This window comes from Salinigranum marinum (assembly GCF_024228675.1).
Taxonomy (GTDB): Archaea; Halobacteriota; Halobacteria; order Halobacteriales; family Haloferacaceae; genus Salinigranum; species Salinigranum marinum.
In genome coordinates, this window is sequence record NZ_CP100461.1 from 3,549,144 (window position 1) to 3,574,595 (window position 25,452).

Genomic DNA, 25,452 nt, shown 5'->3' on the forward strand with positions numbered 1-25,452 from the left:
CGAGCGCCGGGACCGAGCCGACGCGCGACGCACGGCACACGACCTACGTCCCGCCGTCTCGCTTTTCCCCGTCCCGCCGTCCCGCGGGCGCGCTCTCGTACCCTCGCAGCTTCGCACTTTCGCACCTTCGCTCAGAAGCCGAGCCCGGCCGGTTCGCCGGGGTCGAGCGGGCTCGTCGGGAGGTCGTCGGGGAGGTCGGGATCGTTGTAGACGCCCGGGGCGACGTCGTTCGGCCCGTCGGGGTAACACAGCGATGCGAGCGCCTGGATCTGCGGGCGGCCGACGTCGAGTTCGAACTGGCCGCCGCCGTACAGCGCTATCCCTCTCTCGTCGGCGTACGCCAGCGTCTCGAACAGCGACTCGACCGTGCCGAACCGCGAGGGCTTGATGTTGAGCCAGTTCGGCGGGTAGGGGAGCGCTTCGACCGACTCGACGCCCGTGATGGGGACGTCCCACGAGAGCCGCTCGGCGTGGGCTTCGACGATCTCTTCCGTCTCCGGGACGAGCGCCGGGTCCTCGACCACGGCGTCGGGGAACCCCTCGAAGACGAGGCGGTACAGTTCGGGGTCGGGCTCTTGGTCGACCTCGGTCCCCTCGTACCGACCCTTGATGTCGAGGATCCGAACCGCGTCGGTCGCCGCGAGCGACTCGACGATCTCGGGCGTCCACTCGGTGGTGGGGTCGAGTTTGAACTCGGTGTTCGGCACGCGGTCGAGGATCGCGTCGACGCGGTCGGTCGACGGCGGCTCGCCCAGCCGCGTCGAGGCGACGAATCGTACCGGCGAGTACTCCCGTCCCAGGACGGAGCCGAGGCTCTCGCCGGCCTGCCGGAGTGCCAGGTCGAGCCCCGCCGACTCCAGCCCCCACCGGCGGTAGTGGTGGCCCGTGTCGCGCTCGGGCTCCTTCGCGGGGAAGAGGTCGATCTCGTCGAGTCGGTTCGAGAAGGACGCGAACGTGTACTCGCCGGCGAGGTCGAACGCGTCGCCGAACGCCTCGGAGTCGGGATCGGGCAGGGCGTCGTGATCCGGCGTGTCGTAGGTGACGTCCTCGCCGCGGCCCGTCTCGTCCCCGTCGGAGAGGACGAACGTGGTCGATTTGCGGACGAAGCCGCTGGAGGTGTCGCGCTCCTGTTGGGTGTAGCCGACTCCCTCGACGGTGAGCGGGAAATCGGCGACGCGTGAGAAGTCCATAGCGTGGGTACTGCCGGCGTCGGGTTAAGCGTCGGGTCGACGCGGCAGGGACGACGGCGGATCGAGTGCGTTCACCGAGGGCTCGATCCGTCTGTCCTCGATCCGTCTGTCGTCGATCAATCCCCGGGGAGCCGGGGAGCCGGGGGGACGAGCGCGGCGACGAGGCGAGAGCCAGAGCCAGACCGCGGAGGCCACCTCCTCCCCAGCCGACTGCGGGACTCGGGCACTCGTTTCACTCGTCCCCTCCGTCCTCATCCTTCGCGCGCGGGTCGCGGCCACGGAGGCCGCGACGCCACGCGCCACCGCCCGCGTGGTTCGACCCAGCGTCGCCGTGGCCCCTCGCGTCCGCCGAACTCACCGCGTCGCTTCGAGCTTCTTTACCCGTGTCGACAGCGCGAGGAACGTCGCCGCGAGCGTCAACACGACCGCCCCGGCGGCGGCGAGTTCGTGCGCCGGAGAGACGTGCTGGACCGTCTGGTCCACGATGGGCTCGGCGGGGATGAGTGTGTGGTGCGGGGTTCCAACGAGCGGGACGAAGTAGTCGACGAGGTCGTTGAAGCCGTACCAGACGACGGCGACGAGGACCGCCCGGACCGGGAAGCCCGAAAAGCGGTGGATGACGAATGCCTCAACGACCATGGCCAGGTGACTCCAGAAGAGGAAGTTGTACATCGCCGGGTGGAGATACGAGAAGTCCTCGGCGAACACGAGGAGGACGTACGGCGTCCACGCGCCGAGTTTGAGACAGCCGAAGAAGGCCAGGGCGTTGAGGTACTCGTTCGTCCGGCCCAGATACCACGCGCCGAACGCGCACGCGATAAACAGTGTCGCGACCGGCGAGTCGGGGACGAACGGCCACATCACGGCGGGTTCGAGCGAGAACTGAAACCCGTAGTACCAGAAGCCAAAGGCGGTCCCGACGAGGTTCGTGACGACGACCAGCGGGACGAGGTTGAGTCCGAGGTTTTCGACTGCTCGGGGAAGGGGAGCGAGCCACCGAGGGAGGTCTGTCGGGGCGGGGAGACCGTCGCCGTCGAACAGTCGGGCGAGGCGGCGTCGAGCCGTGGCCATAGGCGTCGAAAGAAGGGCGGTGACAAAGCGATGGCGGTCCCGTGCGAGTGGTCCGGCGCGCCGAGCGGTACGACGTGACGGGCGGCGGATCACGGGAGCCCCGCGCCGTCGTCTCACCCGACGTTTCGCCCGAAAGCACGGCTTAAGTGCGTCCGGTCCAAGGCCACAGTATGGCCGAAGAGACCGACCTGAAGGAACTCAGACGCGGGACCGACCTCGTCAAGCGCGGCTTCGCGCAGATGCAGAAGGGTGGCGTCATCATGGACGTGGTGAACGCCGAACAGGCCCGGATCGCCGAGGAGGCCGGTGCCGTCGCCGTCATGGCGCTGGAGGCCGTCCCCGCCGACATCCGCAAGCGCGGCGGCGTCTCGCGGATGCCCGACCCGGAGAAGGTGTCGGAGATCATCGATTCGGTTTCGATCCCGGTGATGGGGAAAGCCCGGATCGGCCACTACACCGAGGCGCAGATCCTCGAAGCGCTCGGCGTCGACATGGTCGACGAGAGCGAGGTGCTCACGCCCGCGGACAACGAGTACCACATCGACAAGCGCGAGTTCACCTCGCCGTTCGTCTGTGGCGCGCGCGACCTTCCAGAGGCGCTCCGCCGCATCGATGAGGGCGCGGCGATGATCCGTACGAAGGGCGAGGCCGGGACGGGCGACGTCAACCAGGCCGTCACCCACCAGCGGACGATCAAACACCAGATCCGCTCGGTCATGGGACTGCAGTACGACGAGCGCGAGAAGTGGGCCCGCGAGCACGAAGCGCCCGCCGATCTCGTCCACGAGACGGCGGAGATGGGCCGACTCCCCGTCGTGAACTTCGCCGCCGGCGGCATCGCCACCCCCGCCGACGCGGCGCTCATGATGTACCACGAGTGCGACGGCATCTTCGTCGGCTCCGGTATCTTCGGCGCGGAAAACCCCGAGGCGATGGGACGCGCCGTCGTCGAGGCCGTCAACAACTGGGACGACCCCGAGGCGCTCGCCGAGATCGCCACCAACACGGGCAAGGGGATGAAGGGCGAGTCGAACGTCGACATGCCCGAAGAAGAGAAGCTGCAGGGTCGCGGCGTCTAACGCTCGCTACTCGTTTTGCCGGCTGACGACTCGACCGAGGACGTCTCCACCCGGATGGTCCACGACGCGGCCGCACACACCACTCCAGACGACGGCGGCGCGCGCGTCCGGACGTTGCTCGACCGGACCGTCTCCGCCGCCGACGCGCGAGGCGACGCGGCGCTCCGCTATCTCGCGTGCGTCCGTGCGGTCGCGGCCGCCGCCGACTGCGGACCCGAGTGGCTCCCGTGGCTCGTCGGCGACGCGCTCGCCCGGACCGTTCGAACGACGAATTCCCCGTTCGGCGACCGCGACGCCCAGGTCGATCTCGTCGCCCGCGTCGCGGCGCTGGCGGTGCACCACCGCTGGAAGCGACCCGCCGCGCTCGAAGCCACGGGCGACCCGTCCTTCGAGCGGATCGTCAGAGGCGTCCGGACCGTCGAGAGCGACGACCGCCAGTTCTTCGAGCGCGTCGTCCGCGAGACGGCAACGCTGCTTGACGAGGAGTTCGTCGACAGCGCCGCCCTCGACTGGCAGGACGCGTTCGACGCGGCGTGATCCGAGAGCGGATCGTTCCACGGCGTTCCGTTCGTGGCCGGTGTCTCGTTGCCGACGACAGGCCCGTTCGGGCGAGTGACAAGACACATACCCCGGCCCGTCGAACCGCCGTCCGAATGGTTTCACTCGCGGACTACTGGGACGAACTCGAACCGACTGCGCTCGTCGTCGTCGGCTTCGTCCTCTTCGTCATCCCCGAACCGGCGACCTCTACCCTCGGCATCGGCCTCATGCTCCTCGGCATCGCCTGGTGGTTCTACCAGTGGGGACGGCCCTGAGGCGCAAGAAATCGAGGGCGTGGTCGGCTGGCTATGCACCCGCGGCGGAGACGACCGGGGTCGGGTCGTTACCGCCGTTGAGGATTCGGTCGACGATCTCGCCGAAGTCCGGCGTCTCCTCGTCTTCTTCGGGTTCGTCGGACGGATAGTGCGGGACGATCGGCATCGTGTACCACCACGCCAGTTCCAGTATCGACTCGCCTACTGAATAATGGTTGCGCCGGTCGGCGTCGATTTTTAAATCGCGCGCCGTGGCACCTCACCCCAGCAGTTCGGCTCCCCGGCCGATCTCCGTCTGGTAGGCTCGGGCGTCGACACCGACGTCCGAGAAGGCGTCGACCATCGCGCCCGCCACCGCCCGACGGTCGGACTCGTAGCAGGCGGCGATGATCGAGGGACCGGCCCCGGAGACGGTCACGCCCGTCGCGCCGGCGTCGAACGCCGCCGTCCGGACCTGGCCGTACCCCGAGATGAGGCTCGCGCGGGCAGGGGTGACGATCTCGTCGCTCATCCCCTCGCCGACGAGCGCGGGATCCGACCGACACATCCCGACGGTGAGCGTCGCGGCGCGTCCGACCGTGTCGACGAGATCCGTCATCTCGGCCGTCGACGGGACGACCCGGCGCGCGTCGCGGGTCGAGACGGCGATCTCGGGGAGGCAGGCGACGAGCGGGATGGCGGCGTCGACGGTGGTGATGTCGCCGCCGGCGGCGATGGTGAACCCGCCCAACAGGGAGGGAGCGACGTTGTCGGCGTGGGGTTCGCCGGAGACGACCGCCTCGCCCTCCGCGGCGATGGGGACGAGCTCCTCCTTCGTGAGGCCGCGGTCGTACAGTTCGTTCAGCGCGAGCGCCGCGGCGGCCGCCGAGGCCGCCGACGACCCCAGGCCGGAGGAGGGTCGAACGCCCTTGTCGATGCGGATGTGCGCCGGCGCGTCGAGCGCCTCGGCGACCGCGCCGACCGTGTTCCCCTCCGGGTCGGTCGGGATGTACGTCGAGCCGATGCCGGTCACCTCGATGGTCGTCTCGTCGGCCTTCTCGACGCGAACGACGTCGGCCGGACGGTCGAGGGCGACGCCGAAGACGTCGAAGCCACTCCCGAGGTTCGCGCTCGTCGCGGGGGCCCTGACCGTCAGCATGCCCCGCTGTTTACGAACGGCGAGTAAAAAGGTAGCGAAGGGACAGAGTCCGTCTCAGTCCCGTGATTCGGCTCTCGTCCACCACCGTGGCCTTCCCCGGCCGTCGGCCGCGACGTGGCCTCACGTGGCTCTCCCCGCCGGATGACCTTCCCGACGACCGACGACGCTCACTCCTCGACCCTGAACCCGATGTTCACCTTCGTCTTGTACACGGGTGAGCCCCCCTGCTTGAGGTCGAGCCACTGGTCTTCGACGACCGCCCACTGGAGACTGTGGACGGTCGCCTCCGTGCGGTCGACGGCGGCCAGCGCCGCCGCCTCCCACGAGTCGGTGCTCGTCGCCGTGATGGTTACCTCTTTGTCGACTGACATCCCACCGAACCGATTCGCACCGACACATGTTAACCATTTGCACTGAACCGTGACGATCGTCCGAGACACTGGGTGGGACCGCCTCGTGGCCGAGAGCCGCCGAACGGAGCCACACGTCGGCGGTCGGTGAACCACAAAGTCCTAACACGCGCGTCTCGAACTCAGTCCAATGATCCACGTCGTCGGCGGGGGCATCGCCGGCCTCGCCGCCGCCTACCGCCTCCGACAACACGGTCACGACGTCCACGTCTTCGAGGCCTCGGACGCCGTGGGCGGACTCGCGGCGACCTACGAGACGCCGGGCGACCGCATCGAGAAGTTCTACCACCACCTCTCGAAGTCCGAGGAGACCATCGTCGAACTCGCCGACGAACTCGGCGTCGGCGATCGCCTGGAGTGGCTCGTCGGCGAGAACGCCTACTACGTCGATGGCGTCGTCCACCCGCTCGACACGCCGTGGGAGATCCTCGCGTATCCACACCTCTCGATCTACGACAAGTTCCGGCTGGGCATGCTCACGCTCGGCGTCGACCTCCGCGGCGGGCGGCCACGGTTCGACTCCTACGAGTCGCTCGAGGCGTACGAGAACGTCCCCATCCGCGAGTTCATCGTCGACCACACAACCGAAGGCGTCTACGAACACTTCTTCGAGCCGTTGCTCGACGCGAAGTTCGGCTCGCGGAAGGAGGACGTGTCGGCGGCGTGGCTGCTGGGGCGGATCAAGTTCCGCGGCGAGCGTGACCTCCTCCGCGGGGAGATCCTCGGCTACTTCGACGGCGGTTTCGCTCCGTTCATCGAGGCGCTCGTCGACGCGGTGGGCCGCGACACCGTGACGACCGAGGCACGCGTCACCGACCTCGGCGTCGAGGACGGCGCGGTGTCGACGCTCACGGTCGAGTGCGGGCAAACCGCGGAGACGCACGACACCGACGGGGTCGTCGTCGCGGCGATGCCGAACGTACTCGAAGCGCTCTGCGGCTACGAGTGCGATATCGACTTCCAGGGCGCGGTGTGTGCGGTCGTCACGATGGACGAACCCCTCACGGACACGTACTGGCTGAACGTCGCTCACGACGCTCCGTTCGGCGCGCTCATCGAGCACACGAACTTCGTCTCCCCCGACAGGTACGGGGGCAAACGTCTCCTCTACGTCGCCAGCTACATCCAGGAGTACGACGAGGAACTGTGGCAGTCGACCGACGAGGAGATCGAGGAGCTGTGGCTCGCGGGGATCGAGGAGATGTTTCCCGGCTTCTCCCGGGCGTCGGTCGAGGAGTTCCGGGTCGCACGCAACCCACGCGCCGCGCCGATCTACGAGCGCGGCTACCTCGAGCAGGTCGTCCCGTACGACCTGAGCGAGGTGGCCGACGGCCTCTACTACGCGGGGATGGCCTCGCGGGCGCAGTACCCCGAGCGCTCGCTCAACGGCGGCATCGTCGCCGGCTTCGAGTGTGCCGACCGCATCGACGCGCGGGCGACGGCCGACGTGCGGGGAGCGCGCGACTCCGACCAGGTCGTCGCCGACGGCGCGGGCGACGAGTGAGCCGCGCTCGACCCACCGGTCAGGGAGCGTCGAACGCGACCCGGACGGACGGGCGTCACACACCGCCGCCGAGGTGCGTCAGCGCCGCGCCGAGGAAGGGACCGAGTGGGACGACGACTCCGAGAACGAGTTAATCCGCTCTCGCGTCCTCGTCGACGTCGGTGTCGACGTTCTGCATCCCCGGTGCGGCCGTGACGTCGACCTCGTCGTCATCGGGGTCGATCGCGTCGCCGACGTGGAGGTTACCCTCCTGGTCCTCGACGTAGACGTCGTCGGCGAAGCCGCCCTTCGCGTGGGGGTGTTCGGGCGCGTCCAGTTTCTCGGGCGTCGACGGCGCGCTCGGGATCGTCCGCGTGCGGAAGTCGCCGAGCGGGTCGTCGATGGTGATCTCGTACCGCTCGAAGAACCCCTCGTAGCGCTCGTAGTGGGCTTCGAGTTCGTCGCCGGGGAACTCCATCATCTCGGTCCAGCCGTGGTTGAAGAAGTCGAAGTTGGCCTGGACGTGGGTAATTTCACGCGCCTCAGCCTCGGTGAAGCCGGCGTCGAGCGCCGCGACGTACGTGTCGAACGTACAGTGGAAGAAGTCGGCCATGTGTGCCTCGCGCTCCTCGCGACGACCCTCGTCGGCCTTGCGGCCGAAGACGTCGACGTGGAGGTCGACGAGTTTGTCCCGGGCGATGTCACCGACGACCGGGGTGGTGAGTGCCTTCTTCGCCGCCCAGTGGCGCAGGTTCTGGCGGATCTTCATCTCGTTCGGGGCTTGGAGCGAACTCGGGTAAGCGTTGCGGCGGGGGGTCGTGAGGCGAGTCGCCGGCGGACGAGTCCCGAGCGCTGGCCCCAGAGCCCGCTTCCGACACACACACGGACGGTGCCGGCCCCGGATCCGTCTCGCTCTCGACCGGGACCACGCCAACGCTTATCGCCCGGTCGGCACTACACACGCCATGCGCCACGCGAAGGGTCCGCTCCTCTCGATCGACCTGACCGACCGGACGGTCGCCGAAGAGAACGTCACCGACGTCCTCGCGTCGTTCATCGGCGGTCGCGGCGTCGGGACGAAACTCGCCCACGACCGCGTCCCGTTCGACGCCGATCCGCTCGGCCCCGACAACCGCCTCTACCTCACCACGGGGCCGATGCAGTACTCGCAGATGTCTTTCACCGGGCGGATGAACGCCACGGCCGTCTCGCCTCTGACGGACGGACTGCTCTCGTCGAACGCCGGCGGCTTCCTCTCGCGCAACTTCGTCGCGACGGGCTACGGCGCGGTCGAACTCCACGGCGCGGCCGACGAACTCCTGGCTGTCCACGTTTCCGACAAGGGTGTCGAGTTCGAGCCCGTTCCCGATCTCGTCGGCGCGACCACCTCGGAGACGGTCGCCTCCGCCGAAGAGACGCGGGACCTCGCGGCCGAACACACCGCCTGTATCGGCCCTGCGGGCGAAAACCGCGTCCGCTTCGCCTCGATCATGACCTCCGAGACCAGGGCGTTCGGACGGGGCGGGCTGGGAGCCGTCCTCGGCGCGAAGAACGTCAAACTGCTCACGTTCGACGGCGCCTCCGCCCCCGAGGTCGAGATCCCGCCCGTCCAGATGGACGTTCACCGCGAGGCGGCTACGGACGATCACATCATGAAGCGACAGGGCACCGCCTCGGTTACGGACCTCGGCAACGAGGTGTCGGCGCTCCCGACGAGATACTTCTCGGAGACGCAGTTCGAGGGCGTCGAGGGAATCAACGGCGACCGCGTCGAGGAGAAGAAGTTCAAGAAGGGGACCTGTTCGTCGTGTGCGTTCGCCTGTAAGCTCCCCACCAGGGACGAGGAGGCGGGGCTCGAAACCGAGGGGCCGGAGTTCGAGACGGTGATGTCGTTCGGCTCGAACTGCGCGGTCGACGACATCGTCGACGTGATGCGGTCGAACGAACTGTGCGACGAACTCGGGATGGACACCATCTCCGCCGGCGACACGGTCGCGGCGTACCTCGCGAGCGAAGACGAGTTCGGCAACGCTGATCTCGCCCACGAGATCGTCGAGAAGATCGCCCGCCGCGAGGGCGTCGGCGACCGCCTCGCCGAAGGGGTCGACCGCGTGCACGACGAGCTGGGGGTGGAGAACTGGAGCGTCAAGGGCCTGGAGTTCCCCGGCCACGACGGCCGCACGCTCCAGGGCCAGGGGCTCTCGTTCGCCGTCGCCAACCGCGGTGCCGACCACATGTACGCCACCTTCTACGCGCTCGAATACCCGCTCGTCGACAAGGACCAGGCGATGGACCCCGCGGGGCTGGGCTCGAAACCGGCACGACTCGTCGGCCGGGAGAACCACCACGCGGTGCTCGACTCAGGCATCGTCTGCAAGTTCTCGCGGGGGTTCGTCACCGACGACCGCCTCGCGGAGCTCCTGGGAGCGTCGTTCGACGACCTGCTGGCCGTCGGGTCGACGATCGTCGACCTCGAACGGCACTTCAACAACCAGCGGGGGTTCGACCGCGACGACGACCGCCTGCCGTACGACCTGCCGGGGTTCGACGCCGCGCTCGACGACTACTACCGCGAGCGCGGCTGGACCGCCGAGGGGAGGGTCCCCGACGCCCGCCTCGGCGGGGCTGGCGGTGCCGCACCCGCCGACGACTGAGCCGTCGCGCGCCATCGGTCGCTCGAAGGCGATCGCTCTCGCTCGCTCGCAAACGCTCGGTCAAACCCTACCGGATGCTCTGTCGAAATCCTTGATGGCTGATCGGTGTGGCGCGCTGAATCTATAGGATGGGTGCAGCACTGTGCGGTTGTTCGCTTCGGGACGCCCGCTCTGACTGAACTGTTGGGGGCCTTTTAGCGTGCGGCTGAACCGTAGGGCTAGAACTCGACGACGCTGATCCACGCCTCGTCGCCACAGCGCGGACAGTGATCTTCCTCACGCTCCGCCAGGCATGCTCGATGACACCAGATATGACAGTGCTCACACTTCACCATGTCGTCGTCCCGCGCGAAGGCTTCGCCGCAGACGTAACATCGTTTTAACCCGACCATAGCCGAGTGGACGACGAGGAGCGAGAAAACTCTTCAGTGGCTGTATAGAGGGTAGCAGAGTCGGGGTGAAAGCAGCAAACCCGTCGGACTGCAACAGCGCCCTACCGGCGGAACCCGACCGCCGCACTCTGGCGCGACGACCTTCTTCATCGCTCCCTCGCTCTGGCTCGGTCGCTCGCAAATGCTCGGCCGAGACCTACCGGACGAACTCGACCGCCGCACCCTGTCCGAAGCCGACGCAGAGGGTCGCGAGCCCCCGCGAGGCGTCTCGCTTTCGCAGTTCGTGCAGGAGCGTCACCGGGAGCCTCGCCCCCGACGCGCCCAACGGGTGGCCGATGGCGATCGCCCCGCCGTTGACGTTCAGTCGATCTGGATCGATCCCGAGTTCGCGCCGGCAGTAGACGGTCTGCGACGCGAACGCTTCGTTGAGTTCGACGAGGTCGTAGTCGTCGATCTCGGTGCCGGCGCGGTCGAGCAGTCCCCGGGTCGCCGGAACGGGGCCGATGCCCATGACGGTCGGGTCGACCCCGGCGACGTGGTTCGTCCCGACGCGGGCGAGGACGTCGAGGCCGTAGTCGGCGGCGAACGACTCGCTCGTGACGACCAGCAGCGCCGCGCCGTCGGAGATCTGTGAGGCGTTGCCTGCCGTCACGGTGCCGTCCTCGCGGAAGACGGGTGGGAGCCTCGAGAGCCCCTCGATGGAGGTGTCCCGACGGATCCCTTCGTCCGCCCGTACCACTCCCTCCGCCGTTTCGACCGGCACGAGTTCGTCGTCGAACCGTCCCGAGTCGGTCGCCTCGGCGGCCCGTCGCTGCGACCGGAGGGCGTACTCGTCCTGTGCCTCCCGCGAGACGTCGTAAACCTCGGCCACCTTCTCGGCGGTGGCTCCCATCTCCAGGTCCCCGAGGTCGTACGCGTCGGTGAGCCGGGGATGGAGGTCGCCGTAGGGCATCGACGACAGCGGCACGCGCGACATGCTCTCGACGCCCCCGGCGACGACGCAGTCACGGTTCCCCGCGGCGACGGCGTCCGCGGCCGAGACGACCGCCTGCATCGACGACGCACACCAGCGGTTGATCGTCGCCGCCGGCGTCCCCTCCCCCAGGCGAGAGAGGAGCGCGACGACGCGGGCGACGTTGGCATCCTGTTCGGAGCGTTGCTGGGCACAGCCCCACAGCAGGTCGTCGACGACCGCGGGGTCGAGCCCCAGCGTGTCGAGGGCGTGGTCGATCAGCGTGACCGAGAGGTCCTCGCTGCGGACCGTCGACAGCGCGCCCCCGTCTTTCCCCTGTGGCGTGCGATGAGCGGCCGCAACGACGGGTGTTGTCATACCACGTCCTCGGTGGGCCGCGGGGATAAATCCGGGCGACCTCTCCGGGCAGTCCCGTCGCTCGCGCGGAACGGCCACGCCTGCACGTCTCCGGACGGTCGACGCACTGGGAACACGTCACGTAGACGAGGGGGATGCCCGTCCACGCCGGCCCCCGACTACCTGCTGTTCGGCCGCATCTCCCCGCCGTCCCGGGAGCCGTTCGACCCGCCCGACGGGCCGGTCGCGTGTGCGAGCAGCCGTTCGGCACGCGCGAGGTCGGCGCGGGTGTCGACGTCGAGCAGTCGGTCCGCGCCGACGGCCGCCCGAACGGCACGCTCCGAGATCACCACCGGCGCGAGCGACTCGATCACGTCGCGGAGCGAGCCGCTGTCGACGAGCGTCTCCGTGCAGGCGGCGGCCGCGGCCCGGACGTTGACCGCCATGGGGAGCGGCTGTACACGCTCACCCGCCTCGGTGACGACGCCGGCCGTCGTCGCCCCCTCGACTCGGTCGAGCAGGTGGCCGAGGAACGCCGACGGGACCAGTGGCGTGTCACACGCCGTGACGACCGCGGTGACGCGGTCGGTCTCCCGAAGCGCCGTCTGGAGCCCGGCGACGGGGCCGAGTCCGTCGATCGGGTCGACGGCGAACGACACGTCGTAGCCGTCGAGGACGGCCGCGAACCGCTCCGTCTGGTCGTCCCGACAGCTGACGACTACCTCGTCGACGACCGGGTCGACGGCCCCGACCGCGTGCCGGAGCAGCGCCGTCCCCGCGAGCGTCGCCAGCGCCTTGTCGCCCCCCTCGAACCGTCTCGACCGTCCGCCGGCGAGGACGACTCCAGCCCGGCCCGTGTCCGGTTTCAACGCGTCGGCTGGCATTGACAGTCGTCGTCGAGGAACCGGCCGGACCCGCCCCGCGAGCGGGACCCAGGCTCGTCGTGCCCGACGTATCGCCGCGAACCGACCCGGGGCCATCGCCGCTGTCGATCCCCTGCGGGACGTGTCGCCGGTCCACCGCGCGTGTCCGTCCCCCGAACGGGATCACCCACAACTCGTCACCTCTCGGCCGTCGCAGTGTGTGGGTGGATGTTCGTTCATATATTCTCTGTATTCGTAGCGCTTCGTTCCATGTACTCGACAAAACGTGCACTAGCGGAGGGATATAACTCTAACTGTTACGCAATTCGAATTCTACACGCTTATACCGGATGATAGTCAGATATACGAGGGAATATAAGGAATTAACACGCGTAATTCGAAGTTATTCTGCCTCATTAGTGGACGAACGTCGATAGAGGGAGGAGCGGTCTTGTCGATCGTACGGGGCGATCCGAGGCGTGACCGCGCGCCACGAACGGACGCCCTTCGACGGTCTTATGCGCCTGTGGTGGCAACGCGGAACGGATGAGTGACCGGCCCCTCGACGTGGTTGAGTTCCTTCTGACTGCCCACATCTACAGCGAGAACCGGCAGTTGGACGCGAACGATCTGCCACCGCGGTATCGGCGCGTGTTCTGGGCGGAGTCGGACGACGACGAGATCGGCGGGGTCGAACGCCCGCTGGTCGCGACCGAGGAGACGACGCGGCAGGCAACGGGCGTCGACGATCCCTGGGAGAGCGTCTCGGACCTCATGTTCACGCAGAAAGAGGAGTTCTCGGGCCGCATCTCGCTGACGCAGCCGGAGATGGCGCTCGACTGGCTCGTCGAGCGTGCCGACCGGGAGCGGTTCGCGACGAACCCGACGCTCGCCGCCGCGGTCGAGGACCGGACCGACCTCGACGTGACCCACGCGGAGGCGCGCGACTCGAACCGGCCGATCCAGGCCGATCGGGTCTGGATCGACAGCCTCCTGGAATCGTACTTCGACGAGGAGGAGGACGCGGAGATGCTCGATCTCGTCTCGGTCCGCGCGCCCGAGGAGATCGAGATGACTCTCGACGATCTCGTGCTCACCGCCGACCAGGAGGGCGAGATCGAGAAGATCGTCAAGGCCATCGAACACCGCGACTACCTCGCCGAGATCGGCCTCCGGGAGATCGGCAAACTGCTGTTCGTCGGCCCCCCCGGTACGGGAAAGACGACGGTCTCGCGGGCGCTGGCGCACGAACTCGGACTTCCCTTCGTCGAGGTGAAGCTCTCGATGATCACGAGCCAGTACCTCGGCGAGACGGCCAAGAACGTCGACAAGACGTTCGAGGTCGCCCGCCGGCTCTCCCCCTGCATCCTCTTCATCGACGAGTTCGACTCCGTGGCGAAGACCCGGCGCTCGGACGAACACGCCGCGCTCAAGCGCGCCGTCAACACCCTGCTCAAGTGTATCGACGAGATCTCGCTGATCCGCGACGACGTGCTCCTCATCGGGGCGACGAACCACCCCGATCAGTTGGACTCGGCGGCCTGGCGGCGCTTCGACGAGATCGTCAACTTCCCGAAGCCAGACTACCAGATGCGCGCCGACATCCTCCGCATCGTCACCCGGCGGATGGAGATCGCGGAGTTCGACCCCGAGGCGGTCGCCGAGAAGACCGAAGGGCTCACCGGGAGCGACCTCAGGCTGGTGCTGCGCGAGGCTGTCCTCGAGGCGCTGACCGAAGAGCGAATGAGTCTCACTCAAGAGGACATCCTCGATGCCGTCGCCGACTTCGAAGAGCGGGACAACCTGAAGAACATGGACATGATCGACGGCGACCAGGAGACGCTTATCGCCGGCGACGGCGGCTCGGCGGGCGGCGACGGCGGCTCGACGGGCGACGACGGGAACAGTCACGACCACAGCCACGGACACACCCACACCCACGACTAAGCGCAGAGGCGGCATCGAGCGCTCGACGACACGACTGACTTTCGACAAGACACTTGTCGACCCCTTCACGACGCCGACGTATGTCACCGACCAGTCGACGGACCCTCCTCCAAACGGCGGTGACAGAGACGACCGCCGAACGGCCCGGTCACGACGAACTCGACGCGTCCGTGGGCGTCACATCACGCGGAGGCGTGCCCAACCGTCGTCGTGGCGCGGACCGTCACCTACGACCGACAGGGGACCCGAGTCTCGGCGACCGAGGTGCCCTTCGACGACCTCGTAGCTGCGGCTCCACGATGGGTCGGCGCGACCGTCTCACTCGCAACGCGCGAGTACGGGACGACGGTTCCCGTGTGGGCGACGTTCTTCGAGCAGTGGCAACAGCGAGACCGACACTGCGTGGGCGCTTCGCCCAGGCTTAAGCACCGCCGTCCCCTGCCCCAGCATAGATGCGCGTCACCCTCCTCGGTACCGGCGACACGACCGGGACCCCGACCGTCGGCTGCGACTGCGACACCTGCGCTCGTGCCCGCGAACTGGGTGTCGAACGCTCGCGCTTCGCGGTGCACGTCGAGAACCGTCGGACCGGGGGGTGCCTCCTCGTCGACCTCAGCCCGGACTTCCGCCAGCAGTTTCTCACCCACGACGTCGCCCTCCCGGACGAGGCCGTCGTGACGCACATCCACTTCGACCACCTCGACGGCCTCGGCAACGCCTACCGCCTCTTCGACGACCTGCCGGTGCACGCCGCCGACGAAGTCGACCCCGTCACGGGCGAATCTGTCGCCGGAACGGTCCGGTCGAAGTACGACTACCTCGACCGTATCACGGTCGTCGACCACGCGCCCTTCGAGCGGTTTTCGGCGTGCGGTTTCGACTGTACGCTAGTCCCGGTCGACCACCCGCCGCTCGTCTGTTACGGGCTCGTGATCGAGGACCCGCAGACCGGTGCGAAGCTCTCCCTGACGGGCGACACGAGCTACGGCGTTCCCGACGACTCGCGCGCGGCGCTCGCGGAGCCGGATCTCCTCTTGGCGGACGCCATCGTCCCCGCGTCGCTCTGTGAGTACCACCCGCTCGGCGGGAAACACGAGAACAGCGACGGCGTCCCGCGCACGTTCGGGACGAAACACATGACCCGCGAGGGGGCGCTCGACCTCGCGCGGGAACTGGACGCGGCGGAGACGCGGCTGGTGCACACGGCGCACTTCTACCCCGCCGAAGAGGCGTTCGAGGAGCCGCTGGCGGTCGACGGCGAACAGTACGACCTCTGAGTCGCGTCCGCCCGCGGCCGAACTCGTGAGGGGTATCACGCCCGTGTCGGTCGTTCACTCGTCACAATACCTAATACGATGATACGATTAGTCTAACCGGTCTCATGTCAGACAGTGATCCACTTCGGGCCGTCCGGACCGCGGCCGAGACGTACGGCTTCGACCTCGACGACGAGACGGCCGACGGCTACGTGACCGAACTCACTGAGACGGCCGATCTCTTCGGCACGCTCGACGCGGTCGACCCCGACGACGACCCTGCGACCGACGTGCGCGCGGGCGACGACGCGCACAACGCGCTCCTGTACACGTTCTCGCTCTCGCCCGGCGACGGACCGCTCGCGGGCGTCCGACTCGGCGTGAAAGACAATCTCGCCGTCGCGGGCGTCCCGATGACCTGCGGGTCGGCGGCGCTGTCGTACACGCCCGCCCACCACGCGACGGCCGTCCACAGACTCCACGAGGCGGGCGGGGACGTCCGCGCGACGACCAACATGGACGAGTTCGCCTACTTCACCACGAGCGAGACGTGCGCGCACGGCCCCGTCGAGAACCCCACGGTCGAGGGGGCGGTGCCGGGGGGCTCCTCCAGCGGCAGCGGTGCGGCGGTCGCCGCGGGATCGCTCGACGCCGCGCTCGGCAGCGACACCGGTGGGAGCGTCCGGATCCCCGCGTCGTACTGCGGCGTCGTCGGCCTCAAGCCCACGCACCGTTCGGTTCCCCGGTTCGGCTTCGTCGACCTCGCGCCCTCGCTCGATCACGTCGGAGTCCTGGCTGCGTCGGTCGCGCTCGCGGGGGACGTGTTCGAGGCGATCGCCGGTCCGGACCGGCTCGACCTGTCGACCTGGGGACAGCCGACGCCGTCCGTAACGGTCCCCGACGCCGTCGACGGCTCCCGCGTCGGGGTCGTCGAGGAGGCGATGGCCGACGCGGACGAGGGGGTCGAAGCGGCGGTCGCCGACGCGACCGAGGCGCTCGGGGAGAGCGGCGTCGCGGTCGACCGCGTCTCGCTCCCGACGTTCGGGGCGACGCCGCTTTCGGGCCTGGCGACCGCGGGTGCCGAGTTCGCCCGTCTCCTCGCCGACGACGGACAGGTGTACGGAACGGGGACGGGATACAGCGAGGGGCTCCGGGCGGCGCTGGCCGACCTCGACGTCGACCGACTGGGCGACAACGTCACCGACCAGCTGATCGTGGGTGGTGCGCTCTTGGAGACGTCGGGCGGCCGTCACTACGTGGCGGCCCAGCGCGTCCGCGAGGCGTTCGTCGCCGAGGTGGACGACCGCCTCCGGGAGTACGACGCGCTCGTCCTCCCGACGACGCCGACGACCGCACCCGACTTCGGGGCGGTCACCGACGACGCGTCGTTCGTCCGGACCGTCTCACACACCCTCCCGTTCAACCTCACCGGCCACCCGGCGCTGTCGGTTCCCTGTGGAGCCGCCGACGGGCGGCCCGTGGGCTGTCAGGTCGTGACCGCTCGACACGACGAGGCGACCGCGCTCGCGCTCGGAGCGGTCGTCGAGTCGTCCTGACGATCGGTGGCGACGGCGCGTGCCGGGCGGGCCCGAGCGCGTCAGGAGAACCGATCGAGGCCGGTCTGTCGGCGGGCGACGCCGTCGGGGTCGGCGACCCATGGTGTCCGTTCGTCCCGGAGCGCCGCGCGGTCGACGGCGGGCGGGTCGGCGGCCGCGAACGCCGAACAGCCGTCGCCGCAGTCCGTGGCGGGGTCGACCACGCGGTCGAACCGCTCGCAGTACGGGCGGCCGTCGTCGGTGACGGTCGCGTGGGCACAGCCCGGCGGGGCCGGCCGCCATCCCTTGCCGTAGGCGCGTTCGGCGACGCGACGCCTGATCCGGGCCTTCTCGTCCGCGGTGACGAACGCGACGTCCGTTCGTAAGGGGTGTGAGTCGACGGGTTCGACGCCCGTCGCCGCCGTCGGGAGCGACTCGGGGTCGCGGACGACCTCCCTGTCGCTCGTTTCGGGGTCGAACCGCCAGACGCCCACGGCGTCGGGGATGCGGTTGAGGTGCGCCCGCGTCACGTAGCTCTCGGTGGCGAGGACGACGCGGTCGAACAGCGCGAGGCACGCGTCCGTTCTGAGCTGGGATTCGAGGTCGCCGGGCGAGCCGAGATCGGGTTTGTTCTCGACGGCGACCAGGCGCGAAAACCAGTCGTTAGGGTACCGCGCTGCCCGGCGGACGAGTCGGTGGCCGCCGCGCTGGTCGGTCTCGAAGAAGCCCACGTCGACGGCGTCGTCGGTGATCCGGCGGGCGAGTTCGGGCGCGCACGGGAAGGCCCGTTCCGGCCGCACCGCCGAGCCGACGCCGACGCGGCTCTCGATGGCGAGCGGGGGGATCGCCTCGGCGGTGATGGCCGTCCGTCGGTCGAACCCGCCGCCGGGCACCACGCCGACGACGTCGACGATCCGGCCGCCGGGTGCGGCCACGCTCCCGCCTAACTGTCGCGAGACGACCCAGTCGGTCTCGCTCTCGAGGTGCGAACAGAGCGCGAGTTCGAAGGCGTACTCCCGCACGGGCGATGGTGGGGCGTCGAGCGAGAAAACGACACCGACACGCACGGCCCGTGCGGTCGGCACCGCCGTCCGCCTCCGTGGCGTCGTCCGGACCACTCCTCTCCGTCACCGTCCCGCGGTCACACCCCTCTCGGTAATCGTCCCGCGGCCACAGGTCCTCGCGCTCGCGCCCCCGACCGCGGTACGACGCCACAGGGGGACGCCGAGAACAGCACCTTTATCAGTCGTTCGGGGCGAAACTTCCCCAAGATTACTCTCAGGAGGTCAATGGTGACGGACACAACACAACAACCGGAGGTGAACATCGGACTCGTCGGCCACGTCGACCACGGGAAGACGACGCTCGTCCAGGCCCTGTCGGGGTCGTGGACCGACCAGCACTCGGAGGAGATGAAGCGCGGGATCTCCATCCGACTGGGCTACGCGGACGCGACGTTCCGCGAGTGCCCAGGGCTCGACGAGCCCGAATGTTACACAGTAGACGAAGAGTGCCCAGATGGCTCGGAAAGCGAAGCGCTTCGGACCGTGTCGTTCGTCGACGCGCCCGGCCACGAGACGCTGATGGCGACGATGCTCTCGGGAGCCGCGCTGATGGACGGCGCGGTCCTCGTCGTGTCGGCGACGGAGGAAGTCCCGCAGGCCCAGACGGAAGAGCACCTGATGGCGCTGGACATCATCGGCATCGAGAACATCGTCGTCGCGCAGAACAAGATCGACCTCGTCGATCGCGAGCGCGCGGTGGCGAACTACCAGCAGATCCAGGAGTTCGTCGAGGGGACCGTCGCCGAGGACGCGCCAATCGTCCCGATCAGCGCCGGCCAGGAGATCAACATGGATCTCCTCATGGACGCCATCGAGACGGAGATCCCCACCCCGGAACGCGACGCGGGCGAGGACGCGCGGATGTTCGTCGCCCGGAGCTTCGACATCAACCGCCCGGGGACGACGTGGGACCGGCTGTCGGGAGGCGTCGTCGGGGGCAGTCTCGTCGCCGGCGAGCTGTCGGTCGACGATGAGATCGAACTCCGTCCCGGCCGCGAGGTCGACGAGGGCGGACAGTCCGAGTGGCGACCCATCGAGACGACGGTCCGGTCGCTCCAGGCCGGCGGGAGCCAACTCGAAACCGCCCACCCTGGCGGCCTTCTCGGCGTCGGCACGGGGCTGGACCCCGCGCTGACGAAAGGCGACGCGCTCGCCGGACAGGTCGCCGGCGAGCCGGGGACGCTCCCGCCGACGCGCGAGTCGTTCACGATGAGCGTCGACCTCCTCGACCGCGTCGTCGGTGCCGACGAGGGGAGCGTCGAGGAGATCTCGACGGGCGAACCGCTGATGCTCACCGTCGGGACGGCGACGACGGTCGGCGCGGTGACGAGCGCGCGCGAGGGCGAGTGTGAAGTGAACCTCAAGCGGCCGGTGTGTGCCCAGTCGGGCGCGAAGATCGCGATCAACCGACGGGTTGGCGCGCGCTGGCGTCTCATCGGCATCGGGACCCTGGAATAAGTGACGACGGTCGTGCTGGACACCAACGCGCTCATGATGCCAGTCGAATGCGGCGTCCGCGTTTTCGACGAACTCGCTCGCCTGCTCGGCGAGAGCGTCGCCGACACGGACTCGAACGCGGATCTGGTCGTCCCGCGCGCCGTCGTCGCCGAACTCGAGGCGCTCGCCGAGGGTGCGGGCGAGGAGGGCGTCGCCGCGAGCGTCGGGCGCGACCTCGCCGACCGGTGTCGGATCGTCGACACCAGTGCCTCGTACGCCGACGACGCCGTCGTCGAACTCGCCGCCGAGGCCGACTACGTCGTCACCAACGACAGACCCCTCCGGGGCCGACTCCTCGACCGGAACGTGCCGGTCGTCGGCCTGCGGGGCCGCAACACACTTGCGATTACGGAACCGTAGCAGGAACTCAACAACAACGCATGTACAAACGGGTACGACTCAAAGACACGGTCGAAGTGCCGCCCCGCCACCTGGCTGATGTCACCCCACAGCGGGTGAAGCGGCTGCTCCAGGACAAACTCGAAGGACGGATGGACGAGGACGTCGGGAGCGTCGTCAGCGTCGCGAAGGTGCACGACATCGGAGAGGGCTCCGTGCTCCCCGGACGGCCGGGCGTCTACTACGAAGCGGAGTTCGACGCGATCACGTTCGATCCACAGATGCAGGAGATCGTCGACGGCAACGTCGTCGAGGTGGTCGAGTTCGGCGCGTTCGTCGGCATCGGCCCCGTCGACGGACTGCTCCACGTCTCGCAGATCTCCAACGAGTATCTCGCATACGACGGCGAGAACCAGCAACTCGCCTCCACGGAGTCGAACCAGACGCTCGGCGTCGGCGACTCCGTCCGGGTGCGGATCGTCACGAAGAGCATCGACGAGCGCAACCCGCGCGACTCGAAGATCGGGCTCACGGCGAAACAGCCCGGACTCGGCAAGCACGGCTGGCTCGAGGCCAAGCGCCGCGAGAGCGAAGCGGAGGCCGGTGACTGATGGCGAAGAAACGGCTCGCCTGCCGCGAGTGTCACCACATCAACGAGCCGAACAACCAGACCTGTGACCTCTGTGGCTCCTCGTCGCTGACGGAAGACTGGGCGGGGTACGTCTACATCACACACCCCGAGGAGAGCGAGATCGCCGCGGAGATGAACGTCGCCGACCCCGGCGGCTACGCGCTGAAAGTCCGCTGACGGCGATGCTCCGGCTCCGGCTCCCACGAGCGCTCCGAAGCGCGTTCAAAGAGCCCTTCGGCCCCGTCTACACCGACGCCGACGCGCTCCTCGACGCGGTCGACGGCCCCGTGATCGCCGTCGGCGATGTCGTCACCGCCCACCTCGTCCGCGCCGGGCGCGTCCCCGACGTCGCCGTCGTCGACGGCCGGACGAAACGGGAGGCGATCTCGACGGCGACCGCGGACGCGCTCGACGGGCTCCCGGACGGTGAACGGGTCGAGAACTCCGCCGGCGAACTCACGGAGGGACTGCTCCGGGCGCTCACGGAGGCGATCGCCGCGGCGGAACCGCGGGTGCTGGACGTCGACGGCGAGGAGGACCTCGCGACGCTTCCAGCGGTGGTCGCCGCGGCCGATGGGGCGAGCGTCGTCTACGGCCAGCCCGACGAGGGGATGGTTCTCGTCCGCGTCACGCCCGAGACGCGGGCGGAGATGGCCGCTCTGCTGGAACGGTTCGAGGGTGACGCCGACGCCGCGCTGTCGCTTCTCCGTGGGGCCACCACGTGACGGTCGGGGCGACGGGAGCCAGTGAGCCGGGTGGGTCGTGTTCCCACCCCGCCGGTCGTTCGAGGCGACGGACGGCGTCTCGCCGGCCAGCACGGTCACGTCCTTCGAAATCCTTTTGGTCGCATCGGGGGGAGTTAGGGGTAACTGACCATGGAAATCGAAATCATCGACGAGGACGAGAACCCGATGTTACACCGAACGGACGTCCGCTTCGAGGTCGTCCACGAGGAAGCGACCCCCTCCCGGCTCTCCGTGCGTGACAGCCTCGCCGCCAAACTGAACAAGGACTCCGCGGAGGTCGTCATCCACGCGCTCGACACCAAGTTCGGTATGCGGAAGACCGTCGGCTACGCGAAGGTGTACGACAACCCCGCGTTCGCCCGCGACGTCGAACAGGAGTACATGCTCGAACGGAACAAGATCACGAGCGGCGACGAGCCCGAAGTCGAGGCCGAAGAGGCCTGACTTCCGAACCGGTGCGCGTTCTCGGTATCGAAGGAACGGCGTGGGCAGCGAGTGCTTCGGTCTTCGACACCGAGGCCGACGAGGTCTTCATCGCGTCGGACCCGTACGAACCCGAGAGCGGCGGCATTCACCCCCGCGAGGCGGCCGAACACATGGGTGATGCCATCCCGTCCGTCGTCGAGGAGGCGCTCGCATACGCGCGGGGCCTCGCTTCTTCCCACGACGACGGTGAACGGGCGGCACCGATCGACGCCGTCGCGTTCTCACGCGGCCCCGGCCTGGGACCGTGTCTTCGGATCGTCGGGACCGCGGCGCGCGCGCTCGCCGGCTCGCTCGGGGTCCCGCTCGTCGGCGTCAACCACATGATCGCACACCTCGAGATCGGTCGCCACCAGTCGGGGTTCGAATCCCCCGTCTGTCTGAACGCGTCGGGGGCGAACGCACACCTCCTCGGGTACCACAACGGCCGGTACCGCGTCCTGGGCGAGACGATGGACACCGGCGTCGGCAACGCGATCGACAAGTTCACGCGCCACGTCGGCTGGGCACATCCGGGCGGGCCGAAGGTCGAAGCCGCGGCGACGGAGGGGACGTACCTCGATCTCCCGTACGTGGTCAAGGGGATGGACTTCTCCTTTTCGGGGATCATGAGCGCCGCGAAAGACGCGTACGACGACGGCACCCCGGTCGAGGACGTCTGCTGTGGGCTCCAGGAGACGATCTTCGCGATGCTCACCGAGGTCGCCGAGCGGGCGCTCTCGCTGAGCGGGACAGACGAACTCGTCCTCGGCGGCGGCGTCGGGCAGAACGCTCGCCTGCGCGCGATGCTCCGTGAGATGTGCGACGCGCGCGGTGCGGACTTCTACGCGCCCGAGCCGCGCTTCCTCCGGGACAACGCCGGGATGATCGCCGTCCTCGGTGCGACGATGTACGCAGTGGGCGACACTCTCCCGATCGCCGACTCCGCCGTCGACCCGAACTTCCGGCCGGACGAGGTGCCCGTCACCTGGCGGGGCGGTGCGGAGTCGATCGCGCGGACCCCGGACGACGGGGACGATCGGGAGATCCGCGGCGCGGAGGCGACGGTGACGATGGGCGACGACCACGTGACGAAACGTCGGCTCCCGAAGGGATACCGCCATCCAGACCTGGACGACCGACTGCGGCGGGAACGGACGGTGGCCGAGGCTCGGCTGGTGAGCGAGGCCCGGCGGGCCGGCGTCTCGACGCCACTCGTCCGCGACGTCGACCTCGACGAAGCGACGCTGACGCTCCAGCGCGTCGGCGAGGCGGATCTGGCCGCGCGGCTCTCTGCCGACGTGGTCCGCCGGGTCGGCGAACTGCTCTCGGCGCTTCACGACGCCGGCGTCGTCCACGGCGATCCGACGACGCGGAACGTCCGCGTCGGCGAGTCGAAGGTGTTCCTCGTCGACTTCGGCCTCGGCTTCCACACGGGTCACGTCGAAGACCACGCAATGGACCTCCACGTCTTCGGACAGAGCGTCGTGGGCACCGCCGAGACGCCCGGGCCGCTGCTCGACGCGTTCGAGTCGGGCTATCTCGACGCGGGCGGTGACGCCGCGCGGACGGTCGTCGACCGACTCCGCGAGATCGAAGGCCGCGGCCGATACCAGTAACGATCGGGAGCACAGAGAGGGGCTCGCGGACGGCACCCGCAGCGACCGTGCGGGACTTCGTGCCGCCACGTCGCGATGCGCCCCGCCGTCGTCGTCAGCGCACACGATCCGTGGCCGCGGTCTCCGATTTCAACCCTCGGACGGATCGGCCCCGGGAGAACCCCCCGCGGTCGGGACGGGCCCCACGGCGGTCCGGCAGACGGCGGTTTCGACACCGCGGAGAGGCTAAACCATTTATCGGGCGGCGTTGTACGAGTGAGTATGGCTGAGAAACCCCAGTCCGGAACCATCTTTGGCGTCCCGTACAATTTCGAACGACCGAGTGTCGGCCGCCTCGTCTCGTCGTACTGGCAACCCGGAAAGGGGATGCTCGTGAAGAAGCCCTTCGGCATCGGCTACACGATCAACCTCGCGTCGTGGCGCTCGTGGGTCGTCCTCGTCGTCGTCGCGGTTCTCCTCTGGCAGGAACGACAGAGCACCGACGCCGAGGAGTCGGTCACCGACGACCCCGTCGAAGTCATCATCGACGACGACTGACCCGCGAAACCGAACCTGCTTTCTTCCTCGCCGGCCGACGCCGGATATGCTCGCTTACGTCACGACGAACCCCGGGAAGGTCCGTGAGGCGGTCGACTACCTCGGCGACGATGTCGCGCAACTCGATTTCGACTACGCCGAGATCCAGAGTGCCGACCTCGGACCGATCGCCGCCCGAGGCGCGCGGGAGGCGTACCGCCACGCCGACGGGCCGGTGCTCGTCGACGACGCGGGGCTGTTCGTCGACGCGCTCGAGGGGTTCCCGGGTCCGTACTCGTCGTACGTCGAGGAGACGGTCGGAATCGAACGCGTTCAGACGCTCGTTGCCGCCGAAGACGAACACCGTGCCGCCTTCCGGTGCGTGCTCGCGTACTGCGACGGGGAGGGCTTCGATGCGAGCCCAGACCCGATCGACCGCGCCGACCGGACCGAAGCCGCCGCGACCGGGCCCGACGACGGTTCCTCGGCGGAGCTCCCGGTGAAACTGTTCGAGGGTGTCGTCCGCGGTCGAATCGTCGAACCGCGGGGCGACGGCGGCTTCGGCTACGATCCGATCTTCGAACACAACGGGAAGACGATGGCGGAGATGACGACCGAGGAGAAGAACGCCGTCTCACACCGCGGGCGGGCGCTCGCGAAGTTCGCCGAGTGGTATCCGGAACGGAGCGATGCGGAGTGACGGTGGTTTGCTGAGCGGTAGCGAAGCAAATCTCGGGAGACTCGCGTCGGGCGCGGAGCGTCCGACGGTGGTTTGCTGAACCACAGTGAAGCGAGCCTCGGGAGATGGCTCGCCTCCTGATCGCCCGGGCCCCCGCACGTCGGTCCACGGTGGTCCTGGGCCGCGTCACGCCCGCGGGTCACGGTCCGGCCCGGGGTACGAACCGCCGACGACCTCGCGGTAGAGGCTCTCGGCGTCGAACAGGGTCGCGAAGGCGCGCGGGTGGCGGACGCTGAGCGGGACGTATCCCTGCAGCGACGCGCCGGCTTTCGCGCTCGCGAGCCGGTCGTCGAACGAGAGCAGGTGCATCGCACCGCCGCGGTACGCCGAGGCGAGTCCCGGATGGTCGCCGTCGGGGTGGTCGACGGGCTCGCGCCACGCCTCGACGTGTGCGCGCCAGTCGGTCGCCAGCGCGTCGTCCGCGACCGCCGAAACGACCGCCTCGGCGTCGTCGAGGAGCGCGTCGCTGGCGACGAGCGTCACCCACGAGTGCTGCCTGACGTGGTCGAGCGCCGCCCGCGAGGGGCCGCCGACGAGGAGATCGGCCGCGAGGACGTCCGCGTCGGCGACGACGCGGGCGGGGCTGGGCTCAGTCGGCATCCGAACCCCCGCCGTCGCGGACGGTCGCCAGTGCCGCACGCACGTCCGCTTCGGTCGTGTCGTACGCCGCCGCCCGCTCGAAGAGGTCGTCCCAGGT

General features: G+C 68.9%; 28 protein-coding genes. 17 read left to right on the plus strand and 11 right to left on the minus strand.

All coding sequences use genetic code 11. From position 1 onward, the window contains the following. Positions 1 to 131: 131 nt before the first annotated feature. Both NKJ07_RS17710 and NKJ07_RS17715 read right to left on the minus strand, forming a co-directional pair. The gene (locus NKJ07_RS17710) at positions 132 to 1,190 is read right to left on the minus strand and encodes an enolase-like domain-containing protein (RefSeq protein ID WP_318568113.1); all 1,059 of its coding nucleotides are present in this window, start codon (positions 1,188 to 1,190) and stop codon (positions 132 to 134) included. 354 nt (positions 1,191 to 1,544) lie between these two features. Next, on the minus strand, positions 1,545 to 2,261 hold the full coding sequence (locus tag NKJ07_RS17715) for a DUF1405 domain-containing protein (protein WP_318568114.1): 717 nt from the start codon (positions 2,259 to 2,261) through the stop codon (positions 1,545 to 1,547). 170 nt (positions 2,262 to 2,431) lie between these two features. Here NKJ07_RS17715 and pdxS point away from each other — a divergent pair, with 170 nt between their 5' ends. From pdxS to NKJ07_RS17730, 3 genes are all read left to right on the plus strand, one after another. Beyond that, complete coding sequence (gene pdxS / locus NKJ07_RS17720; RefSeq protein ID WP_318568115.1) at positions 2,432 to 3,340, plus strand: pyridoxal 5'-phosphate synthase lyase subunit PdxS; 909 nt, start codon at positions 2,432 to 2,434, stop codon at positions 3,338 to 3,340. Between the two features lie 15 nt (positions 3,341 to 3,355). Beyond that, complete coding sequence (locus tag NKJ07_RS17725) at positions 3,356 to 3,877, plus strand: hypothetical protein (protein ID WP_318568116.1); 522 nt, start codon at positions 3,356 to 3,358, stop codon at positions 3,875 to 3,877. Between the two features lie 116 nt (positions 3,878 to 3,993). Then, on the plus strand, positions 3,994 to 4,155 hold the full coding sequence (locus tag NKJ07_RS17730) for a hypothetical protein (protein ID WP_318568117.1): 162 nt from the start codon (positions 3,994 to 3,996) through the stop codon (positions 4,153 to 4,155). 31 nt (positions 4,156 to 4,186) lie between these two features. Here the strand turns inward: NKJ07_RS17730 and NKJ07_RS17735 are convergent, their stop codons facing one another. From NKJ07_RS17735 to NKJ07_RS17745, 3 genes are all read right to left on the minus strand, one after another. Further along, positions 4,187 to 4,321 carry a hypothetical protein gene (locus tag NKJ07_RS17735; protein ID WP_318568118.1) on the minus strand — a complete coding sequence of 45 codons (135 nt, stop codon included), beginning with the start codon at positions 4,319 to 4,321 and terminating at the stop codon, positions 4,187 to 4,189. A 93-nt stretch (positions 4,322 to 4,414) separates the two neighbouring features. Continuing rightward, positions 4,415 to 5,293 carry a homoserine kinase gene (locus NKJ07_RS17740; protein ID WP_318568119.1) on the minus strand — a complete coding sequence of 293 codons (879 nt, stop codon included), beginning with the start codon at positions 5,291 to 5,293 and terminating at the stop codon, positions 4,415 to 4,417. Between the two features lie 167 nt (positions 5,294 to 5,460). Beyond that, the gene (locus tag NKJ07_RS17745) at positions 5,461 to 5,664 is read right to left on the minus strand and encodes a dodecin family protein (RefSeq protein ID WP_318568120.1); all 204 of its coding nucleotides are present in this window, start codon (positions 5,662 to 5,664) and stop codon (positions 5,461 to 5,463) included. A 169-nt stretch (positions 5,665 to 5,833) separates the two neighbouring features. Here NKJ07_RS17745 and NKJ07_RS17750 point away from each other — a divergent pair, with 169 nt between their 5' ends. After that, the gene (locus tag NKJ07_RS17750) at positions 5,834 to 7,207 is read left to right on the plus strand and encodes an NAD(P)/FAD-dependent oxidoreductase (RefSeq protein WP_318568121.1); all 1,374 of its coding nucleotides are present in this window, start codon (positions 5,834 to 5,836) and stop codon (positions 7,205 to 7,207) included. A gap of 130 nt (positions 7,208 to 7,337) precedes the next feature. Here NKJ07_RS17750 and NKJ07_RS17755 read toward each other — a convergent pair whose 3' ends face one another. Then, positions 7,338 to 7,955, minus strand: a complete 618-nt coding sequence (locus NKJ07_RS17755) for a DUF6149 family protein (RefSeq protein WP_318568122.1) — start codon at positions 7,953 to 7,955, stop codon at positions 7,338 to 7,340. Between the two features lie 196 nt (positions 7,956 to 8,151). Here NKJ07_RS17755 and NKJ07_RS17760 point away from each other — a divergent pair, with 196 nt between their 5' ends. Beyond that, positions 8,152 to 9,840 (plus strand): aldehyde ferredoxin oxidoreductase family protein, encoded by a 1,689-nt coding sequence (locus NKJ07_RS17760; protein WP_318568123.1) that lies wholly within the window; start codon positions 8,152 to 8,154, stop codon positions 9,838 to 9,840. Positions 9,841 to 10,058: 218 nt separating this feature from the next. Here NKJ07_RS17760 and NKJ07_RS17765 read toward each other — a convergent pair whose 3' ends face one another. The 3 genes from NKJ07_RS17765 to NKJ07_RS17775 form a co-directional block, all read right to left on the minus strand. Beyond that, complete coding sequence (locus tag NKJ07_RS17765) at positions 10,059 to 10,232, minus strand: hypothetical protein (protein WP_318568124.1); 174 nt, start codon at positions 10,230 to 10,232, stop codon at positions 10,059 to 10,061. Between the two features lie 196 nt (positions 10,233 to 10,428). Next, entirely contained in the window at positions 10,429 to 11,562 is a 1,134-nt protein-coding gene (locus NKJ07_RS17770) for a thiolase family protein (RefSeq protein WP_318568125.1), read from the minus strand. 158 nt (positions 11,563 to 11,720) lie between these two features. Continuing rightward, on the minus strand, positions 11,721 to 12,425 hold the full coding sequence (locus NKJ07_RS17775) for a molybdenum cofactor guanylyltransferase (RefSeq protein WP_318568126.1): 705 nt from the start codon (positions 12,423 to 12,425) through the stop codon (positions 11,721 to 11,723). A gap of 525 nt (positions 12,426 to 12,950) precedes the next feature. Between NKJ07_RS17775 and NKJ07_RS17780 the strand changes: the two genes are divergently transcribed. The 3 genes from NKJ07_RS17780 to NKJ07_RS17790 all read left to right on the plus strand — a co-directional run bounded on the left by NKJ07_RS17780 (position 12,951) and on the right by NKJ07_RS17790 (position 17,163). Then, on the plus strand, positions 12,951 to 14,351 hold the full coding sequence (locus NKJ07_RS17780) for an ATP-binding protein (protein WP_318568127.1): 1,401 nt from the start codon (positions 12,951 to 12,953) through the stop codon (positions 14,349 to 14,351). 452 nt (positions 14,352 to 14,803) lie between these two features. Then, positions 14,804 to 15,628: an MBL fold metallo-hydrolase gene (locus NKJ07_RS17785; RefSeq protein WP_318568128.1), complete on the plus strand. Its 825-nt coding sequence runs from the start codon at positions 14,804 to 14,806 to the stop codon at positions 15,626 to 15,628. Positions 15,629 to 15,732: 104 nt separating this feature from the next. Further along, complete coding sequence (locus tag NKJ07_RS17790) at positions 15,733 to 17,163, plus strand: amidase (RefSeq protein WP_318568129.1); 1,431 nt, start codon at positions 15,733 to 15,735, stop codon at positions 17,161 to 17,163. 41 nt (positions 17,164 to 17,204) lie between these two features. Here the strand turns inward: NKJ07_RS17790 and NKJ07_RS17795 are convergent, their stop codons facing one another. After that, on the minus strand, positions 17,205 to 18,209 hold the full coding sequence (locus NKJ07_RS17795; protein ID WP_425504774.1) for a DUF5787 family protein: 1,005 nt from the start codon (positions 18,207 to 18,209) through the stop codon (positions 17,205 to 17,207). A gap of 222 nt (positions 18,210 to 18,431) precedes the next feature. Here NKJ07_RS17795 and NKJ07_RS17800 point away from each other — a divergent pair, with 222 nt between their 5' ends. The 9 genes from NKJ07_RS17800 to NKJ07_RS17840 all read left to right on the plus strand — a co-directional run bounded on the left by NKJ07_RS17800 (position 18,432) and on the right by NKJ07_RS17840 (position 24,716). Next, positions 18,432 to 19,664 (plus strand): translation initiation factor IF-2 subunit gamma, encoded by a 1,233-nt coding sequence (locus NKJ07_RS17800; protein ID WP_318568130.1) that lies wholly within the window; start codon positions 18,432 to 18,434, stop codon positions 19,662 to 19,664. A gap of 15 nt (positions 19,665 to 19,679) precedes the next feature. Then, positions 19,680 to 20,063: a type II toxin-antitoxin system VapC family toxin gene (locus NKJ07_RS17805; protein WP_318570487.1), complete on the plus strand. Its 384-nt coding sequence runs from the start codon at positions 19,680 to 19,682 to the stop codon at positions 20,061 to 20,063. 20 nt (positions 20,064 to 20,083) lie between these two features. Then, entirely contained in the window at positions 20,084 to 20,653 is a 570-nt protein-coding gene (locus tag NKJ07_RS17810; protein ID WP_318568131.1) for a DNA-directed RNA polymerase, read from the plus strand. Beyond that, positions 20,653 to 20,850 carry a transcription elongation factor subunit Spt4 gene (spt4, locus tag NKJ07_RS17815; RefSeq protein WP_318568132.1) on the plus strand — a complete coding sequence of 66 codons (198 nt, stop codon included), beginning with the start codon at positions 20,653 to 20,655 and terminating at the stop codon, positions 20,848 to 20,850. The genes NKJ07_RS17810 and spt4 overlap by 1 nt, the downstream gene beginning before the upstream one ends. A 5-nt stretch (positions 20,851 to 20,855) precedes the next feature. Continuing rightward, complete coding sequence (locus NKJ07_RS17820) at positions 20,856 to 21,398, plus strand: GTP-dependent dephospho-CoA kinase family protein (RefSeq protein ID WP_318568133.1); 543 nt, start codon at positions 20,856 to 20,858, stop codon at positions 21,396 to 21,398. Between the two features lie 150 nt (positions 21,399 to 21,548). Continuing rightward, on the plus strand, positions 21,549 to 21,863 hold the full coding sequence (locus NKJ07_RS17825; RefSeq protein WP_318568134.1) for a 30S ribosomal protein S24e: 315 nt from the start codon (positions 21,549 to 21,551) through the stop codon (positions 21,861 to 21,863). 11 nt (positions 21,864 to 21,874) lie between these two features. Next, on the plus strand, positions 21,875 to 23,500 hold the full coding sequence (locus NKJ07_RS17830; RefSeq protein ID WP_318568135.1) for a bifunctional N(6)-L-threonylcarbamoyladenine synthase/serine/threonine protein kinase: 1,626 nt from the start codon (positions 21,875 to 21,877) through the stop codon (positions 23,498 to 23,500). A gap of 261 nt (positions 23,501 to 23,761) precedes the next feature. Beyond that, a complete protein-coding gene (locus NKJ07_RS17835; protein WP_318568136.1) occupies positions 23,762 to 24,037 on the plus strand; it encodes a DUF5808 domain-containing protein in 276 nt (91 codons plus the stop codon). A 46-nt stretch (positions 24,038 to 24,083) separates the two neighbouring features. Continuing rightward, a complete protein-coding gene (locus NKJ07_RS17840) occupies positions 24,084 to 24,716 on the plus strand; it encodes a non-canonical purine NTP pyrophosphatase (protein ID WP_318568137.1) in 633 nt (210 codons plus the stop codon). 165 nt (positions 24,717 to 24,881) lie between these two features. Here the strand turns inward: NKJ07_RS17840 and NKJ07_RS17845 are convergent, their stop codons facing one another. Beyond that, complete coding sequence (locus tag NKJ07_RS17845; protein WP_318568138.1) at positions 24,882 to 25,355, minus strand: DUF7384 family protein; 474 nt, start codon at positions 25,353 to 25,355, stop codon at positions 24,882 to 24,884. Positions 25,356 to 25,452 lie beyond the last annotated feature (97 nt).